Below are 16,679 nucleotides of genomic sequence, written 5' to 3'. Positions count from 1 at the left end.
CAGCGCCTTAGCGAACGCCCAGCACTTCCAGCATGTAGGCGAACTGTTCGGCACTTTCCTGATAGCGCCGGAAGCGCCCGGATTTACCGCCGTGGCCGGCTTCCATATTGACCCGGAATACGACCGGATTCGGGCCGGTCTTGAATTCGCGGAGCTTGGCTACGTACTTGGCCGGTTCGAAATACTGCACCTGCGAATCCCACAGGCCGGTGCCGACGAACACGGTCGGGTAGGCCTTGCGTTCGAGATTGTCGTAGGGCGAATAGCTGAGCATGTAGTCGTAGTAGCTGCGGTCGGCCGGATTGCCCCACTCATCGTACTCGTTGGTGGTCAACGGAATGCTTTCGTCGAGCATGGTGGTGACCACATCCACGAACGGCACCTGCGAGATGATCAGCGTGTAGTCCTGCGGGGCCATGTTGGCGATAGCGCCCATCAGCAGTCCGCCGGCCGAACCGCCGTAAGCGGCAACGCGGTCCTTCGCGGCATAACCTTCTTTGACCAGGAAGCGGGTGACATCGATGAAGTCGGTGAAGGTATTTTTCTTATTCAGCAATTTGCCGTTGTCGTACCAGGCGCGGCCCATTTCCTGGCCGCCGCGGATGTGCGCGATGGCATAAACCATGCCGCGGTCGAGCAGGCTGACGTTGATGATCGAGAAGCGCGGATCGGTACTGGCACCGTAACTGCCGTAGGCATACTGCAGCAGCGCGGCCTTGCCGTCTTTCTTGAAGCCTTTTTTGTATACAACCGACACCGGAATGCGGCTGCCGTCGCGGGCTGTTGCCCACAGGCGTTCGGTCACGTAATCCTCGGGCGTATAGCCGCCCAGCACCGGATCGCGCTTGAGCAGCCGGCGCTCGCCGGTGCCCATGTTCACTTCGTAGACGGTGTTCGGCGTGGTCAGCGAGGTATAGGCATAGCGCAGCCAATCGGTGTCCGGTTCGGCATTGACGTTCAGGCCCATGGTGTAGGCCGGCTCGTCGCTGGCCACGAACGCGCTCTTGCCATCGGCGGCGAGCGTGCGCAGGCGCAGCAGCGCATTGGAACGCTCTTCAATGGCGATGTAGTCCTTGAACAGCTCGAAGCCCTCGATGAACACATCCCCGGCGTGCGACACCAGCTCTTTCCAGGCCTTGCGCTCACCGTCGGCGGCCGTATCGTCGCGCGTCATCAGCCGGTAGTTCGGTGCGTTCCAGTTGGTGCGGATGACCCAGCGGCCATCGAGATGGTCGGCACTGTACTCGACATCGCGCTGGCGGGGCGCGAATACGGTGAATTTTCCGGGCTTGGCCGCCGAGGTGCAACGCATTTCCGAGCTGACCGTGCTCTGCACGCCGATGCAGATATAGGCATCGGAGCGGGTACGGCTGATACCCATGTAGAAGCTGTCATCGGTCTCTTCGTACACCAAGACATCATCTTTGGCGGCCGTGCCCAGCACATGGGTCTTGACCCGCTTGCTCAGCAGCGTGATCGGATCCTTCTCGATGTAGAACAGGGTGCGGTTGTCGTCGGCCCAGATGATGTTGGCTTCGATGTTTTCGACCGTGTCGGTGAACACGGCGCCGGTGACCAGATCCTTGACGCGTAGCGTGTACTGGCGGCGTCCGACCGCATCCTCGGCCCAGGCCACCAGACGGTTGTCCGGGCTGATCTCATAATCACCGATGGCGAAGTAGCCCTTGCCTTCGGCCATGACATTCTGGTCGAACAGGATTTCTTCCAGCGCCTCCATGCTGCCTTTGCGGCGGGCGATGATGGCGTAATCCTTGCCGGTTTCGAAGCGGGTGTAATACCAGTAGCCTTTGCGCAGGAACGGCACCGAGGAATCATCCTGCTTGATGCGGCCGGTGATTTCCGCATAGAGTTTTCCGGCGGTCTGCTTGGACGAAGCGAGCATGGCATCGGCGTAGGCGTTTTCAGCGTTCAGCACCGCCAGCATTTCGGGGTTCTTGCGCGTGTCATCACGCAGCCAGTAGTAATCGTCGTTGCGGATGGCGCCGTGCGGCGCGGTCACGGCATGCGCTTTCTTGGCGATCACGGGCGGTTTCGGGGATTCGGCGGACACGAGGGCACTCCAGGTCAACGAGGCGAGCAGCAGGGCATTGCAGATGGATTTCATGGCTCGGTCCCCGGGAAAAGTTTCTGTTTCAGGAAGGTGTAGGCCAGCGCCGACATAGTGGCCGACTGGGCGTTGTTGGCCGCGCCGCCATGGCCGCCTTCGATGTTTTCGTAGTAGGTCACGTCATGGCCCTGGTCCTGCATGCGTGCCATCATCTTGCGGGCATGGCCCGGATGCACGCGGTCGTCGCGGGTCGAGGTAGTGAACAGCACCGGCGGATAACGTACGTCCTTGCGCACGTTCTGGTAGGGCGAATAGGCCTTCAGGAAGCTCCAGTCGTCGGTGTCGGGATTGCCGTATTCCGCCATCCAGGACGCACCGGCCAGCAGCTTGTGATAGCGCTTCATGTCCAGCAGCGGCACTTGGCAGACCACGGCGCCGAACAGCTGCGGGTACATCACGGTCATGTTGCCCATCAACAAGCCGCCGTTGCTGCCGCCCTGGATACCGAGGTGCTTAGGCGTGGTGATCTTGCGCGCAATCAGGTCTTCGGCCACCGCCGCGAAGTCTTCATAAGCTTTGTTGCGATCGGCTTTCAGTGCTGCCTGGTGCCAGCGCGGCCCATACTCGCCTCCGCCACGGATATTGGCGACCACATACACGCCACCCTGGCTCAGCCAGGCCCTGCCCACGCCTGCCGAATAGCTCGGCGTCAGTGACACTTCGAAACCGCCATACCCATACAACAGCGTCGGATTTTTTCCGTTGCGCACCAGATTCTTTTTCGACACCATGAAATAGGGCACGCGGGTGCCGTCTTTGCTGGTGGCGAACTGTTGGCTGATTTCATGCTGGCTGGCATCGAAGAAGCTCGGCAGCTCTTTCAGTTTTTCAGGTGCTGTGCCGACCGTGCCCAGCAGCAGCGAGGTCGGGGTCAGATAGTCGGTGACGGTCATGAAATAGTCGTTGGACTCCTCAGCATCCACGGCGCTGATGCCGACCGTGCCGAAAGCCGGGGCCCCGACCAGCGGCGCGCGGGTCCAGCCGTTGTTTCCGGGCGTCAGCACATACAGACGGTTCTTGACGTCTTCCAGCACATTGAGAATCACGTGGTCCTTGGTCACCGCGCTGCTGGCCAGCGAGGTGTTCTGCGCCGGCTCGAACAACACGTCGAAATTCCGTGCTCCCGACAGGAACGCCTCGAGACGGATGGCCAACAGGCTGCCCGCCTGATAGTCCCGGCCGCCGACCGTCCACGGCTGGCGCAGCTCCACGCTCAGCCATTCGCGGAATGCACTTTTCTGGGCGCCATCCGGAAGATCCAGCTTGGTCAGCGCTCCGGCCTTGCCGCGCAGGTAAAGCTCGTTGGTGTAGAAGGTCAGGCCGCGGTACACGAAATCGCGTTCGAAGCCCGGCGTGTGGTCGCGGTACGCACCGACCGAGATATCGGATTCCTGGCCTTCATAGACGGTTTTGGCCGCGGACATCGGGGTGCCGCGCTTCCATTCCTTGGCGAGGCGCGGATAACCCGAGCTGGTCATCGATCCCGGACCGAAGTCGGTACTGACATAGACGGTATCGGCGTCGATCCATCCGATCTGACCCTTGGCCTCGGGCCGTGCGAAGCCGCCGGTGACGAAAGCCTTGTCGGAAACATCGAACTCACGGGTCACCTCGGCATCGGCACCGCCGCGCGACAGCGAAATCAGGCAGCGGTCGTAGGCCGGACGCAGACAATCGGCACCGCCCCAGACCCAATTGACGCCCTCGGCTTTGCCGAGCGCATCGATATCGAGTAACACTTCCCACTCGGGTGATTCTTTGCGATATTCGGCCAGTATGGTGCGGCGCCAGACGCCCTGCGGATTGTTCTTGTCGCGCCAGAAGTTGTAGAAGTAAGCGCCCATCTTGCTGACGTAGGGAATGCGGGCGTTGGAATCGAGAATTTCCAGCAGGCTGCCGCGCAGGGCGTCGAAACCCGGATCGCCGGCCAACTGTTTTTCGGAGACGGCGTTGCGGGTGCGTACCCAATCCAGCGCCTTGGCATCTTCAACGCCTTCCAGCCACAGATACGGATCTTCACTCATGTTCTGGGCTCCGGCCGGAGCCGACAGACCGGCAAGCAACATCAAGGCGGAAAGGCGCATGCATTCATTTCCTGAAGGAAAAAGGGGACTCCGAAAATACCATAAATCCCCTCACCGTCGCCGTGCGCTTTCACGCAGCCTTGCGGGACGCCCCCCTGGGTTGTTTCCTGAGCGCAGGGAAAACAAGCACTTGCGAAGTACGGACCGCCGGCACAGGCCGGTGCGCCACCTGCAGGCCGCGCACCAGTGCTACGCCCGTCAGGGCAAGCAGCCACAAGGGCCAAAGCCCCACGGCGGGATGCCACCACGGCAGGTCCGGCACCAACGCCAGGCAAAACAAGGCCAGCAGAGGCAGTTGCCAACAGTATCGGTAGAAGATGTGTGCGTTCATGGCGGTCTCCAGAGGGGTCTCGGGCCAGTATCAGCATGCGGCTTCTCAAATCCTGAGAGTGGCTGAAATTGACACCGCCTTCAGCAGTGCCGGCGCATTCTAGTGTTTTAGGAGCACGGCACATGAGCAAAATCCTCATCGCAATCGTGGTCATCGGCCTGAGCCTGACCGCCTACAGCTACGCTAAATCCGGCAAGCCGGCGCCGCTGACCAGCAGTGCCGATGTCGATCTCGAGCGCTACATGGGGCGCTGGTGGGTGATTTCGCACATTCCGTATTTCGCCGAGAACGGCAAAGTAGCGACCGCCGACATCTATGCCCTCAAGCCGGATGGCAACATCGACAATGTTTTCGCCTACCGGAAGGCGTTCGACCAGCCGGAAAAGCGCATGCAGGCGACGGCACGGGTTTATCCGGACACCCGCAACACCCACTGGCAGGTGCGCTTCTGGGGTGGACTGATCCGCGCACAACTGCTGATTCTGGAAGTTTCGCCCGACTACCGCTGGGCACTCATCGGCAATCCGGACCGCTCGTTGGCCTGGGTATTTGCCCGTGACCCGGTGATGGACGACGCCACCCTGGCCGGTCTGCAGGAAAAACTGCGGGCTTACGGCTACGATCCGGCCGCACTGAAACGCGTCCCGCAGACGCCTGATCAGCTGCCGCCTTCGGATTGATCCAAAGCTCGCGCTGCGGCTTGACGGCCCAGCTCGATCATTTCCTCGGCGCGCCAGAACTCGTAGATGGCACAGGCATCGTATGCGATGCCGATCAAGACATCGGGCGGGTCGCGCTCCAGCTGCATTTCAGTCATGTAACCGTGCATGGTGCTCAGCGAACGCGACATCAAATCCATCAGACTACGGTTCACCTTCATACTCGGCGGCGAAGGTCCGCGGCGGCCAACACTCTGCAGCAGACGCGTCCAACCCGTTTCGATTGCGCTAAGAGTTTCGGCTTCGGCCACAGCACTAACATCTGCTAACGACGCCGTCGCGACCGGGGGTGCAAGCACCGGATGTGCGGCGTTGATGTCGACCGCGATGACCCGCAGTCCGGCGTATTCGCGCGCACCGGATACCGGCAAAGGTGCCAGCAATCCGCCATCGACCAGATCCTGTCCTTGATAGTGGTGCGGCGTGAGTAGCATCGGGATGGCGATCGAGGCACGGATGGCATCGAACAGCGGACCGTGATCGAGCCATACTTTGCTACGCGAATCGAGGCTGGTAGCAACGGCCTTGAACGCAATCTGCAGATCTTCGATGCGGTGCTCGCCAACTAGTTCGCGCAGCACGCCAATGACACGGTCGCCTTTGATAAAGCCGGGATGCCCGAATGCGAAATCGGCCAGCCGGAACACCTCGCGACGCGTCAGTGAGCAGGCCCATTGCCGGTATTCCGGTAAACGTCCAGCGCAGTAGATGCCACCGACCAGTGCGCCCATCGAACAGCCGACGACGGCTTCGATACGATAGCCTCGGGCCTGCAGTTCCTCGATGACACCGATATGCGCCAGACCTCGCGCACCACCAGCACCGAGGACCAACGCGATACTTTTGCCGTCATCCTGATGCATGGGGGTGATTAAACGCCGTAATTGGAGAGCGCCAACTGCAGACTGGATTTGGCCGACTCGCGCAGAGAAACCGGCGCGATGATTTCGGCATCAGCACCGTAACGCAGCACGTCCATCAGCAACTCGCGCGGATTGGAATAAGGCACTTTCAATTCATAACGGCCATCATCGAGAAAACGGCCCTCTTGCCTGGAGTGCCAGTGTTCCTCGGACACCCAGCGCGCCGCTTCGGCGGAAAACACGATGGTGGCGGTGTGCCGGGCCGCACCAGAGAAAATACCGTAGCCATCGGTCAGCTGCAGATTGAGTTCGTGCTCGCTGACATCATCGGCATCGTCGTCAAGCACCTTGACATGCTTCATGCGGTCGACAGAAAAGCTGCGCAGGGCATCACGCTCGTGATCCAGGGCATCCAGATACCAGTTATCACGGTAATGGGTCAGCCGCTGCGGCGACACTGTTCGCAATGTCAATTGATCGGTCGAGCGCGCGGTGTAATCGAAGCGCAGGCGCTTGCGCGACAGCACTGCCCCAGCCACCTGACGGAACGCGGTTTCATCCCGTTGGCGGGTATAAGAGCCGATCACCCGGATGCGCTCAATCGGCCAGCGCCGGCCCTGGCTCTGATTGGCCAACAGCAGATCGATGCGTTTCTTCAGCGGCGCCAGTGCGCCGCCGAGCACATCGGCGCCGCTGCGGTTGAGCAGTTCGTGTGTGGCCAGCAAGGCATGCAGTTCATCGGAGCTGAACCACAGCCCGGGCAGTTCGAACTGGTCGCTCTGCAGTCGGTCGTAGAAGAAACCGGCATCGGTGCTCAACAGCGGCGCGTGCAGGACATCGCGCAAAAACCCGACATCCCGGTACAAGGTGGCGCGCGAACAGCCCAGTTCCTCTTCCAGCGTATCGGCGGCCACCGGATAGCGTGCGGCTTTCAGACGCTTGTGCAGGGCGAAGATACGGTCATAACGGTCCATTGCTTAATATAATAGCATTCCCTTATTTGCCTAGGCAGACGTTAACGGAGTAAATTGACGGCTACGGGTGCGTCCCGATTGTCGTCCGGATTCCGACATGCCCGATTTCATTGATCAAACCTTCCTGCTGTTCGTGCTGATTGGCTTCGGCGCCCAGATAATCGACGGCGCCCTCGGCATGGCTTATGGTCTGACCGCCTCGTCCTTCCTGCTGGCAGCCGGTGTACCGCCTGCAGCCGCCAGTGCCACTGTGCACATGGCCGAAACCTTCACCACCGGTGCCTCGGCGGTCTCGCATCACAGCTTCGGCAATGTCCACAGTCCGCTCTTCAAACGCCTGGTCATTCCCGGCATGATCGGCGCCGGCCTCGGCGCTTATATACTGACGGAACTGGACGGCGACATGCTCAAGCCCTGGATTGCCGGATATCTGGTGTTGATGGGGATCTACGTGCTATTGAAATCATTTCGCGAAATCAATCCCATCCACGTTGAAAAACGCGTCGGCCCGCTGGGCTTTTTCGGTGGACTGATCGATGCCATCGGCGGCGGCGGCTGGGGACCGATCGTGACCTCGACGCTGCTGGCGCGCGGAAACCATACGCGTTACACCATCGGCACGGTCAATGCCGTCGAGTTTTTCGTGACCCTGACCGCATCGGCGGTATTCATTGCCACCATCGGTCTGGATCACTGGGAAATCGTCCTGGCGCTGGCCCTCGGCGGCGTCTGCGCGGCACCGCTGGCCGGCCTGATCGCCAAACGCGTTCCACACCGACCGATGATGGCCGTGGTCGGTCTGCTGATCATCGTGGTCAGCGGGCGCACGCTCTGGAAAAGCTTCGGCGGCTGAAGCCGAACCTTATAGGTGTTTATGCCACAATAAGGGCATGACCGACCCCGTACTGGCCCTGAACGATCCGCCCGGCGACCGCATCGCACGCACCACCTGCTACATGTGTGCCTGTCGCTGCGGCATCCAGGTCCATCTCAAAGACGGCAAGGTCCGCTACATCGAGGGCAATCCCGATCATCCGGTCAACCGCGGCGTGATCTGTGCCAAGGGTTCGGCCGGCATCAAACAGCATTACTCTCCTGCGCGCCTGAAAAAGCCGATGAAGCGCGTCGGCGAGCGCGGTGAAAACCGGTTTGAAGAAATCGAATGGGATGAAGCCCTGCAGCTGGCCACGGAAAAACTGGCGGCGGCGCGCGCCGTCGATCCGAACCGTCTGGCCTTCTTCACCGGGCGCGACCAATCGCAGGCGCTGACCGGCTGGTGGGCACAGCAATTCGGCACCTACAATTACGCCGCGCATGGCGGCTTCTGTTCGGTCAACATGGCGGCCGGCGGCCTATACACGCTCGGCGGCAGCTTCTGGGAATTCGGCGAACCGGATTGGGAGCACACCGACTACCTGATGCTCTGGGGCGTGGCCGAAGACCATGATTCCAATCCAATCAAACTCGGTCTGGGCCGTCTGAAATCGCGTGGCGCAAAAGTCGTCGCGATCAATCCGGTGCGCACCGGCTACGGCGCCATTGCCGATGAATGGATCGGCATCCGGCCCGGCACCGACGGCCTGCTGGCGATGGCATTGATCCATGAGCTGATCCGCAATGGCCGGATTGATCTGGATTATCTGGTGCGCTATTGCAATGCCCACCACCTGGTCGTGGAAGCGCCGGGCACCGCCGAACACGGTCTGTTCGCACGCGATGCCGACGACCGCATCCTGTGCTGGAACCGGGACACCCACGCCGAAACACCGGCCGATGCCACCGGCATCTCACCGGTGGTGACCGGCACCCATCTGCTGGCCGACGGCCGCGTGGCCAAACCGGTGTTCGAGCATGTTCTGGCGCGCTACGGCAGCGATGATTATTCGCCGGAAATGGCCAGCGAAAGCTGCGGCGTGCCGGCAGCCACCATCCGCCGTCTGGCCGCCGAACTGGCCACCGCCGCATTCGACCACCAACGCAGTCTGCCGATTGCCTGGACCGACAGCAACGGCCGCCGGCACACCGACATGCCGATGCGTCCGGTGGCGATGCATGCCATGCGCGGCATCAGCGCGCATGCCAACGGCTTCCAGACCTGCCGAGCCCTGCATCTGTTGCAACTGCTGCTCGGTGCGGTCGACGCCCCGGGCTCGTTTCGCTACCAGCCACCGTTCCCGCGCCCGATTCCGCCGGGCAACCGGCCGGGCCGCAGCCGCGATGCGGAAGGCCGCCTGAACGCGATGCCGCTGGGATTCATCCACGGCCCGGAAGATTTGCTGGTGGATGCGCACGGCGCGCCGCTGCGGGTGGACGAAGCCTATTCCTGGAAATACCCGCTAGCCGTGCACGGCATGATGCACACCGTGCTGCGCAATGCCCATTCCGGCGCGCACGGGAAAATCGATGTGCTGATGATGTTCATGGCCAACATGAGCTGGAACTCGGCCATGAACACGCATGGCACGCTGCACTGGCTGACCGACAAGGACGAACACGGCAATTACCGGATTCCCACCATCATCTATGCCGATGCCTACGCCAGCGAGATGTGCGCCTATGCCGACCTGATCCTGCCGGACACCACCTATCTGGAACGCTTCGATGCGGTCAGCATGCTCGACCGCCCGATTTCCGATGCCGATGGCGCTTCCGATGCGCTCCGGCATCCGGTGCTGCCGCCGGACCGCGATGTGCGCGGCTTCCAATCGGTACTGATCGATCTGGGTGCGCGTCTGGGCCTGCCCGGTCTGGTGCATGCCGATGGCGCGCCGCTGTACCGCGATTATGCCGACTACATCGTCCGCCATGAACGCGCACCCGGTGTGGGCCTGCTGGCCGGCTGGCGCGGCAGCGATGGCAACAGCCACGGCAAAGGTGCTCCGAATCCGGAACAACTGCAACGCTACATCGACAACGGCGGCTTCTGGCATGCCGCGGTTCCGGAATCCGGACGCTATTTCAAAATGGCCAACCGTGATTATCTGGAATGGGCCAAAGCGATGGGCTTCATTGCCAACACCGAACCGGTGGTGCTGCAGCTGTATTCGGAAACCCTGCAGAAATTCCGGCTGGCCGCCGAAGGTTTCGGCACGGTGCAGCCGCCGGAGGCCGAGCGCGAACGCGTGCGCCGCTATTTCGATCCCTTGCCGTTCTGGTACGCACCGTTCGAACACGCCCAGACCGATTCCACCGAATTCCCGCTGCATGCACTGACCCAGCGTCCGCCCTTCATGTACCACGCATGGGGATCACAGAACGCCTGGCTACGGCAGATCATGGCACGCAATTTTCTTTATCTGCATCCGGACACCGCCGCCCGTTATGGTCTGGCCGACGGCGACTGGGCGGAGCTGCGCTCGCATCTGAGCGCCATCACCGTACCGGTGAAACTGACCAACAACGTGCAGCCCGATACGGTGTGGACCTGGAACGCGCTCGGCAAACGCAAGCGCAGCTGGGGACTTTCCGCAGATGCACCGGAAAGCAACCAGGGCTTCCTGCTCAACCCGCTGATTTCCGATCTGACCCCCGATGCCGATTACGCCAATGCCGACCCGATTACCGGTCAGGCGGCCTGGTTCGATCTGCGTGTGGCGCTGCGCAAGGTAGAGCCGCAGGCTTTCAGCACGCCGCAGTTTACGCCGCTGGGAGCGACGGCATGACCGCATTGCCTGCAACCGGCGGCAAGAAGCTCGGTCTGTTGATCGATCTCGACATCTGCGTCGGCTGCCATGCCTGCGCGGTCGCCTGCAAGGAATGGAACGACCAGGGCATATCGGCACCACTGCCGGACTCCGATGCCTACGGCGCCGCGCCGGACGGCGTCTGGTTCAACCGCGTGCACAGTTATGAGTTGGAAGCGCTTGATGCCCAGCCCGCCAGCACCCTGCATTTCCCGCGCTCCTGCCTGCATTGCGAAACGCCGGCCTGCGTCAGCGTGTGCCCGACCGGAGCCAGTTACAAGCGCGCCGAAGACGGCATCGTGCTGATCAATCCGGACACCTGCATCGGCTGCAAGCTGTGCTCCTGGGCCTGCCCGTACGGCGCACGCGAATATTCGCCGAGCGAAGGCATCATGAAAAAATGCACGCTGTGCGTGGACCGCATCTACAACGAGAGCATTCCCGAAGCGCAGCGGCAACCGGCCTGCGTGCAGGCCTGCCCGACACGGGCCCGCGGCTTCGGTGACTTCAACGATCCGGATTCCGAAGTCTCGCTGCGCTCACGCGAGCGCGGCGGCATGGCCTTGATGCCGGAGCTCGGCTACCAGCCGGTCAACCGCTATCTGCCGGCGCGCAACAAACAGCCGGTATGTACCGAGACCGAAAACGAGCGCCTCGATTCCACGCAACTGCCCGGTGCCCTGCGCTGGCTCGATAAACTCCTGAGCCGCTGATGCATCCCGCCCTGTCCGTCATTTTTTTCAGCACGCTGTCCGGCGCCGGTTACGGTCTGTGGTTCTGGTTCGGTGCGTCCCTGCTCGGCCACGACCGCGATTTCGGCATCCGTGACTACGTCACGCTCGGCATGGGTGGCTTGTTTGTGATTTCCGGGCTGCTCAGTTCGACCCTGCATCTGGGCCGACGCGAACGCGCCTGGCGCGCATTCTCGCAATGGCGCAGCTCCTGGCTGTCGCGCGAAGGCGTGCTGGCCGTGCTGTGCTTTGTACCCGCGGTGGCCTTGGTGTTTTTTCCGCAGCATGGCATGGTGCAGAAAGCGCTGGCCGTCGCACTGATGGCATTGAGCATGGCTACCGTGGTCTGCACCGTGATGATCTACCACAGCCTGAACACGGTACCCGCGTGGCAGCATGTGACCGTGGTTCCGATTTATCTGATGAGCAGCATCTATACCGGCGGTCTGTGGCTGGCCAGCATCTATGCCATCTGGACCTTCGCGCCGGTGCTGGCGATATTCGCGATGTTGATTCTTTGGCTGATGACCCGCTATTGGCGCAACAACGACCGGCCGCTGGCGCTCACGCGCAGCAGCGCCTTGGGCCTGCCGCAGGAACGCAGCGTGCACGTGTTCGAACATCCGCACACCGAAGCCAATTACATCACCCGGGAAATGGTGCACGTGCTGGCGCGCAAACACAGCGAACGCTTTCGCGAATGCTGCCGGGGCCTCGGCTTCGCGCTGCCGCTGATTGCCTGCCTCGGTGCCTGGACGCTGAATCTGCCCTGGCTCTATAGCATCGCCGCAATCTCCGGCATGCTCGGCGTGTTCATCGGGCGCTGGCTGTTCTTCGCCGAAGCCAAACATGTGGTGAGCCTGTATTACTGAGGCAGCTTCAGCATCGCCGCCGCTCCGCGCGCGAACAGCTTCTCGGCCACGAACTCGCCCAAGGCATCCGGATGCGCGGCGTCGCCCATGCCCTGCGCGCTTATGGACGCGTTGTTTGCGGCGTCGCCGACCCAGCCGGTCAGCCGCAGGCGGTCGTCGATGAACTCGGCATAGGCCGCTACCGGAACATGGCAGGATCCATACAGATGGCGGTTCAGGGCGCGCTCGGCGCATACGCGGATTTCCGTCTCTTTGCAGTTGAGCGGCAAGAACAGTGCGGAAACCTCCGGGTTGGCGTCGAGCGTTTCGACCGCGATTGCGCCCTGCGCCACCGCCGGCCACCACATGTCCGGTGCGAGCACGGAACGGATATGCTCCTGCAGGCCGAGACGCTCGAGCCCGGCGCAGGCCAGGATGATGGCGTCGTAATCGCCGGCCGCACATTTGGCCAGGCGGGTGTTGATGTTGCCGCGCAGATCGCGCACCTGCAGATCCGGGCGCAGCTGTTTCAACTGCACCTGCCGGCGTTGCGACGACGTGCCGACCACCGCGCCGACCGGCAGATCCTCGAGACGTGCGTACTGTTCCGAAATGAAGGCATCGAAGGGATTGTCGCGGGCCAGCACGGCGGCCAGCGCGAACTCCGGCTCCAGCTGCATCGGCACATCCTTCAGCGAATGCACGGCGGCATCGGCGCGGCCTTCCAGCATGGCCACTTCCAGCTCTTTCAGGAACAGACCCTTGCCGCCGATTTTCGACAGCGATACATCGAGAATCTGGTCGCCACGGGTGGTCATCGGCACCAGTTCGACCTGCAATCCGGGGTGGGCGGCACGCAGCAGCGTGGCGACATGGTTGGTCTGCCACAGCGCAAGCGTACTTTCACGGGTGGCTAATCGGAGCGTTTTCATACGGCCATTATCGCATTGCCTGTGGGCGCACGCATCAATTTCCCTTGAACCAGTCCTTCAGTTCGCCGGCACAACGGCGACTGACTTCCAGCGGCCTCGGACTGTCCTTCAGCTGCGCCCAGATCCGGCCTTCGCCATCACGGCGCAGCTCGGCCAATTGCGCACGGTTGACCAGGCAATTGCGGTGGATGCGCAGCAATCGCAGCGGATGCTGTTGTTCCAGATCTTTCAGCGACTGGTCGAGCACATGCTCGCCGCCGCGGTGGTGCACGATGGTGTATTTGTCATCGGCATGCAGGTAATGGATATCGGCCAGCGCGATGCGGCGGATGATGCCGCCGAAGGAAGCGGCCATGAAATCCCGGCCGTCATCGGCGGCCGTGGCGCGTTTCAGACGAAGGACGCGTTCGATGCTTTCGCGCAGACGTTCGCGGCGCACCGGTTTGAGCAGGTAATCCACGGCCTGGGCTTCGAAAGCCGCCACGGCATGTTGGTCGAAGGCCGTGCAGAACACGACCATAGGCGGATTCGGCAGCTGCTGAAGACGCTTGGCCAGATCCAGTCCGGACTCGCCGGGCATGGCGATGTCGAGCAGCATCAGATCCGGCTGCTGCGACTGCGCGATGCTGAACGCTTGTGCGGCGTTGGCAGCGGTCGCCAGCACATGGCAGTCCGGCATGTCGGCTAGAAAGCCGGCCAGACGCTCGACTGCCAGCGCTTCATCATCGACCACGACGATGTCAAGCGGCCGGGGCATGCGGAATCCCGATTCGGATGCAGAACAGCCCATTGCTGCTGTCGGTGGTGAGGCGTGCACTGTTGCCGTAGTAAAGCGCCAGTCGCTGGCGAATGGACTCCAAGGCATGACCATGGCCCGCGGTGGACTGGTTATCGCCGACCGGATTGCACACACTCAGTTGCAGCATGCCCCGATCGGACTCGGCCGTGACCCGGATTTCCCCGCCCTCCGGCAACATCGCGATACCGTGGATGACCGCATTCTCGAACAGCGGTTGCAGGGTCAGGCGCGGCATGCGCAGTTGCATCGGAAGATTATTCTGCAATTGCCAATCAATCCGTAGCCGCGAGCCGAGCCGCAGCTGCTCGATGGCGAGAAACTGCCGGGCGATCTGCAGTTCTTCGGCCAGCGTGGCTTCGGCATTCTCATCGCCGAGCGCGGCACGGAACAGATCGGACAGATCCTCGATGGCGGTTTCCGCCGTCTGCGGATCACGCCTTACCAATGCGGCGATGGTGTTCATCGAGTTGAACAGGAAGTGCGGATTGATGCGGGCCTGCAGGGCCTGCAGCGAAGCCTTGGCATTGGCACGGACCTGATCGCGCCACTGGTCGCGGACATAGAAATAGCGCAGCATCACCGCCGAGAGCAGTGCCATCATCAAGGCGGTGCCTAAACAGAACTGCGCCGGATGCAGATGCTGCAGGGCGCGGTACTGAAACTCGCGGTCGAGGACATACACCAGCCAGGCCGCCAGCGCCGAGAGCATGCCGCTGAGCGTGGCCGCCAGCGCGTACGACAGTGGCGAGCTGAAACGCGACAATACCGGTCCGGCCTTACACAGGAGCAGTGCCGAAGCCAGCGCCAACCACTGTGCGAATGCGGACGCCGCCAAAAAGCTGGTCATGCTGGCGGGATAAACCCCCAACGGGGACAGAAACAGCAAAATAACCGCCAGCTGGGTGATGCCGCAGACTGCGGCGATGCGCGGCAGCCGGCAGAAATCAGGCAACAGGGAACGGCTGCCGGTCGTCATCGCAGACTGAAACGGGCGCTCAGCCAATCGCCGAGATCGCGGATCTCCTCGGCACAGACGCTGTGTGGCATGGCGTAGGTTTTGAATTCGACCCCGAGACCGAGCGCCTGCAATTGCTGGCAGCTGCGCTCGCCCAGAGCCAAGGGCACGACCGGATCCTGCCGGCCGTGCGCCATAAACACCGGAATGGTTTTGCCGGCTTCGGTCAGCTCGGCGGCATTGGCCGGCCCGAGCGGAAGATAGGTGGACAAGGCGGCAACACCGGCAATCGGCAGACGCAGGCGCAGAGCATGCGCCAGCACCACCGCACCGCCCTGCGAGAATCCGGCCAAAATGATGCGCGTCAGCGGTATGCCGCGGTCGCGTTCGCGTCCGATCAGCGCATCCAACTCGGCCATCGATTCGCGGATGCCGGCCTCATCGGCGCGCTTGTCGATTTCGACACCGACGATGTCATACCAAGCCCGCATGGCCATGCCGCCGTTGATGGTAACCGGCCGCACCGGGGCGTGCGGGAACACGAAACGGATGCCCGGCCAGCCGTCGCGCACCAGCTCGGGCACGATTGGCGCGAAGTCGTTGCCGTCGGCACCCAGGCCATGCAGCCAGATGATGCTCCAGGCGGGGTATTTCGAGGTGACGTGTTCAACGGTCTGCAGCATCTTTTTTTCCAAGTGTTCACAGCATCATAGCGCAGAGCCATCAGGTGAGGGCAATACCGGCCTTCGAATCAGTTGACCACGAAATCACGACCTAAACGGTCATGCACTTCACGCACCCGACGGCGGCTGACAGGGATTTTGCTTCCGTCTCTAAGCTCGCAACACCAGCCTTTACTTGTGTGGTGCACCCGCTTGACCTGATCGATGGCAACCCAATGCGATCGGTGAACACGGACTCCAAGCTCGCCCAGCTGTTCGGTCGCCGCCGATAGATTACCCAGCAGCATGACTCGGCCATTTTCGGTAAATACCTTCAGATAATGCAAATCGGCTTCAATTCTTAACAGACTACGTCCAATCGCAATGGGCAATTGATTAAGCCAAGCGGTACTTGCGTCCGGAGGATTTACTGCACGTGTATCTGAATCAAGAACCGGCTGAGCCTGTGCAGGTACCAAATTCGGCGCAGCCATCTGCACCAGAGGCACGGCATTGATGAGCATCCAAGCACACAAATAACTGGGCAGCAACTGCAGCCATTCGGCAACCAATGCTTGCCAACCGCCGGCCAGCTCCCAAACGTCCAACCAATCATCGGACATCATTGTGTCCGAGGTGGACGGAAACATCGCCCCCAAGCCCAGGGCCACTGGTGCAAAAGCCAAACTTCCGAATAAGCCGGCCAACAGCAATTGCAACCAAGCTGGCCATGTGTTCAAGGCAGAACAACGGGTCAGCCCGTGAGCTGCAACCATGGCCAACAGTAGTCCGCAGCCGATGTGTGCAAGCCAAAAGCCCAAGGCCCAACCGAAAACAAGTCCACGCGATGACTGAGGCTCGAGGATGGCAAACAACAACGCCAGGCACAAGGTCAAATAAACCACCTGACGACGCAAGGACATAATGAACATGGACTGATTTTACGTTACGGCTGCGTGAATGTGTC

15 protein-coding genes are annotated in these 16,679 nt (G+C 61.6%); 5 read left to right on the top strand and 10 right to left on the bottom strand.

From position 1 onward, the window contains the following. Positions 1–7 precede the first annotated feature (7 nt). From ACIQ1A_RS06200 to ACIQ1A_RS06190, 3 genes are all read right to left on the bottom strand, one after another. The gene (locus ACIQ1A_RS06200) at positions 8–2,125 is read right to left on the bottom strand and encodes a S9 family peptidase (protein ID WP_395770201.1); all 2,118 of its coding nucleotides are present in this window, start codon (positions 2,123–2,125) and stop codon (positions 8–10) included. Beyond that, on the bottom strand, positions 2,122–4,212 hold the full coding sequence (locus ACIQ1A_RS06195) for a prolyl oligopeptidase family protein (RefSeq protein ID WP_395770200.1): 2,091 nt from the start codon (positions 4,210–4,212) through the stop codon (positions 2,122–2,124). Before ACIQ1A_RS06195 ends, ACIQ1A_RS06200 begins: the two co-directional genes overlap by 4 nt. A 70-nt stretch (positions 4,213–4,282) precedes the next feature. Beyond that, positions 4,283–4,543, bottom strand: coding sequence for a hypothetical protein (locus ACIQ1A_RS06190; protein ID WP_395770199.1), 261 nt, complete (start codon positions 4,541–4,543; stop codon positions 4,283–4,285). 122 nt (positions 4,544–4,665) lie between these two features. On the opposite strand from ACIQ1A_RS06190, the gene ACIQ1A_RS06185 reads away from it, so the two are divergent. After that, positions 4,666–5,223: a lipocalin family protein gene (locus tag ACIQ1A_RS06185; RefSeq protein ID WP_395770198.1), complete on the top strand. Its 558-nt coding sequence runs from the start codon at positions 4,666–4,668 to the stop codon at positions 5,221–5,223. Here the strand turns inward: ACIQ1A_RS06185 and ACIQ1A_RS06180 are convergent. Together ACIQ1A_RS06180 and ACIQ1A_RS06175 are read right to left on the bottom strand one after the other, a co-directional pair. Continuing rightward, positions 5,202–6,125 carry a patatin-like phospholipase family protein gene (locus ACIQ1A_RS06180; RefSeq protein WP_395770197.1) on the bottom strand — a complete coding sequence of 308 codons (924 nt, stop codon included), beginning with the start codon at positions 6,123–6,125 and terminating at the stop codon, positions 5,202–5,204. The two genes, ACIQ1A_RS06185 and ACIQ1A_RS06180, sit on opposite strands and share 22 nt — an antisense overlap. Positions 6,126–6,133: 8 nt before the next feature. Further along, positions 6,134–7,099, bottom strand: coding sequence for a helix-turn-helix transcriptional regulator (locus tag ACIQ1A_RS06175; protein ID WP_395770196.1), 966 nt, complete (start codon positions 7,097–7,099; stop codon positions 6,134–6,136). A gap of 97 nt (positions 7,100–7,196) precedes the next feature. Here ACIQ1A_RS06175 and ACIQ1A_RS06170 point away from each other — a divergent pair, with 97 nt between their 5' ends. The 4 genes from ACIQ1A_RS06170 to ACIQ1A_RS06155 are packed head-to-tail and all read left to right on the top strand — an operon-like array spanning position 7,197 to position 12,385. Next, positions 7,197–7,952, top strand: a complete 756-nt coding sequence (locus ACIQ1A_RS06170) for a sulfite exporter TauE/SafE family protein (RefSeq protein WP_395770195.1) — start codon at positions 7,197–7,199, stop codon at positions 7,950–7,952. Between the two features lie 37 nt (positions 7,953–7,989). Beyond that, positions 7,990–10,761: a molybdopterin-dependent oxidoreductase gene (locus ACIQ1A_RS06165; RefSeq protein ID WP_395770194.1), complete on the top strand. Its 2,772-nt coding sequence runs from the start codon at positions 7,990–7,992 to the stop codon at positions 10,759–10,761. Continuing rightward, positions 10,758–11,495: a 4Fe-4S dicluster domain-containing protein gene (locus ACIQ1A_RS06160; RefSeq protein WP_395770193.1), complete on the top strand. Its 738-nt coding sequence runs from the start codon at positions 10,758–10,760 to the stop codon at positions 11,493–11,495. The genes ACIQ1A_RS06165 and ACIQ1A_RS06160 overlap by 4 nt, the downstream gene beginning before the upstream one ends. Further along, positions 11,495–12,385, top strand: a complete 891-nt coding sequence (locus tag ACIQ1A_RS06155; RefSeq protein WP_395770192.1) for a dimethyl sulfoxide reductase anchor subunit family protein — start codon at positions 11,495–11,497, stop codon at positions 12,383–12,385. The genes ACIQ1A_RS06160 and ACIQ1A_RS06155 overlap by 1 nt, the downstream gene beginning before the upstream one ends. Here ACIQ1A_RS06155 and hemC read toward each other — a convergent pair. The 5 genes from hemC to ACIQ1A_RS06130 all read right to left on the bottom strand — a co-directional run bounded on the left by hemC (position 12,379) and on the right by ACIQ1A_RS06130 (position 16,644). Further along, positions 12,379–13,296, bottom strand: coding sequence for a hydroxymethylbilane synthase (gene hemC, locus ACIQ1A_RS06150; protein ID WP_395770191.1), 918 nt, complete (start codon positions 13,294–13,296; stop codon positions 12,379–12,381). The genes ACIQ1A_RS06155 and hemC overlap by 7 nt on opposite strands. 34 nt (positions 13,297–13,330) lie before the next feature. Then, positions 13,331–14,053, bottom strand: a complete 723-nt coding sequence (locus tag ACIQ1A_RS06145) for a LytR/AlgR family response regulator transcription factor (RefSeq protein ID WP_395770190.1) — start codon at positions 14,051–14,053, stop codon at positions 13,331–13,333. Further along, a complete protein-coding gene (locus ACIQ1A_RS06140) occupies positions 14,037–15,071 on the bottom strand; it encodes a sensor histidine kinase (protein WP_395770189.1) in 1,035 nt (344 codons plus the stop codon). Before ACIQ1A_RS06140 ends, ACIQ1A_RS06145 begins: the two co-directional genes overlap by 17 nt. Beyond that, positions 15,068–15,733 (bottom strand): alpha/beta hydrolase, encoded by a 666-nt coding sequence (locus ACIQ1A_RS06135; protein ID WP_395770188.1) that lies wholly within the window; start codon positions 15,731–15,733, stop codon positions 15,068–15,070. The genes ACIQ1A_RS06140 and ACIQ1A_RS06135 overlap by 4 nt, the downstream gene beginning before the upstream one ends. Positions 15,734–15,801: 68 nt before the next feature. Next, the gene (locus tag ACIQ1A_RS06130; RefSeq protein ID WP_395770187.1) at positions 15,802–16,644 is read right to left on the bottom strand and encodes a LytTR family DNA-binding domain-containing protein; all 843 of its coding nucleotides are present in this window, start codon (positions 16,642–16,644) and stop codon (positions 15,802–15,804) included. Between the last annotated feature and the right edge of the window lie 35 nt (positions 16,645–16,679).

The sequence above is a fragment of the Arenimonas sp. genome, from assembly GCF_044353605.1.
In the GTDB taxonomy this organism is placed as follows: domain Bacteria; phylum Pseudomonadota; class Gammaproteobacteria; order Xanthomonadales; family Xanthomonadaceae; genus Arenimonas.
Note: the sequence above shows the minus strand (reverse complement) of the source record. Positions and strands in the feature narration are given on the sequence as shown.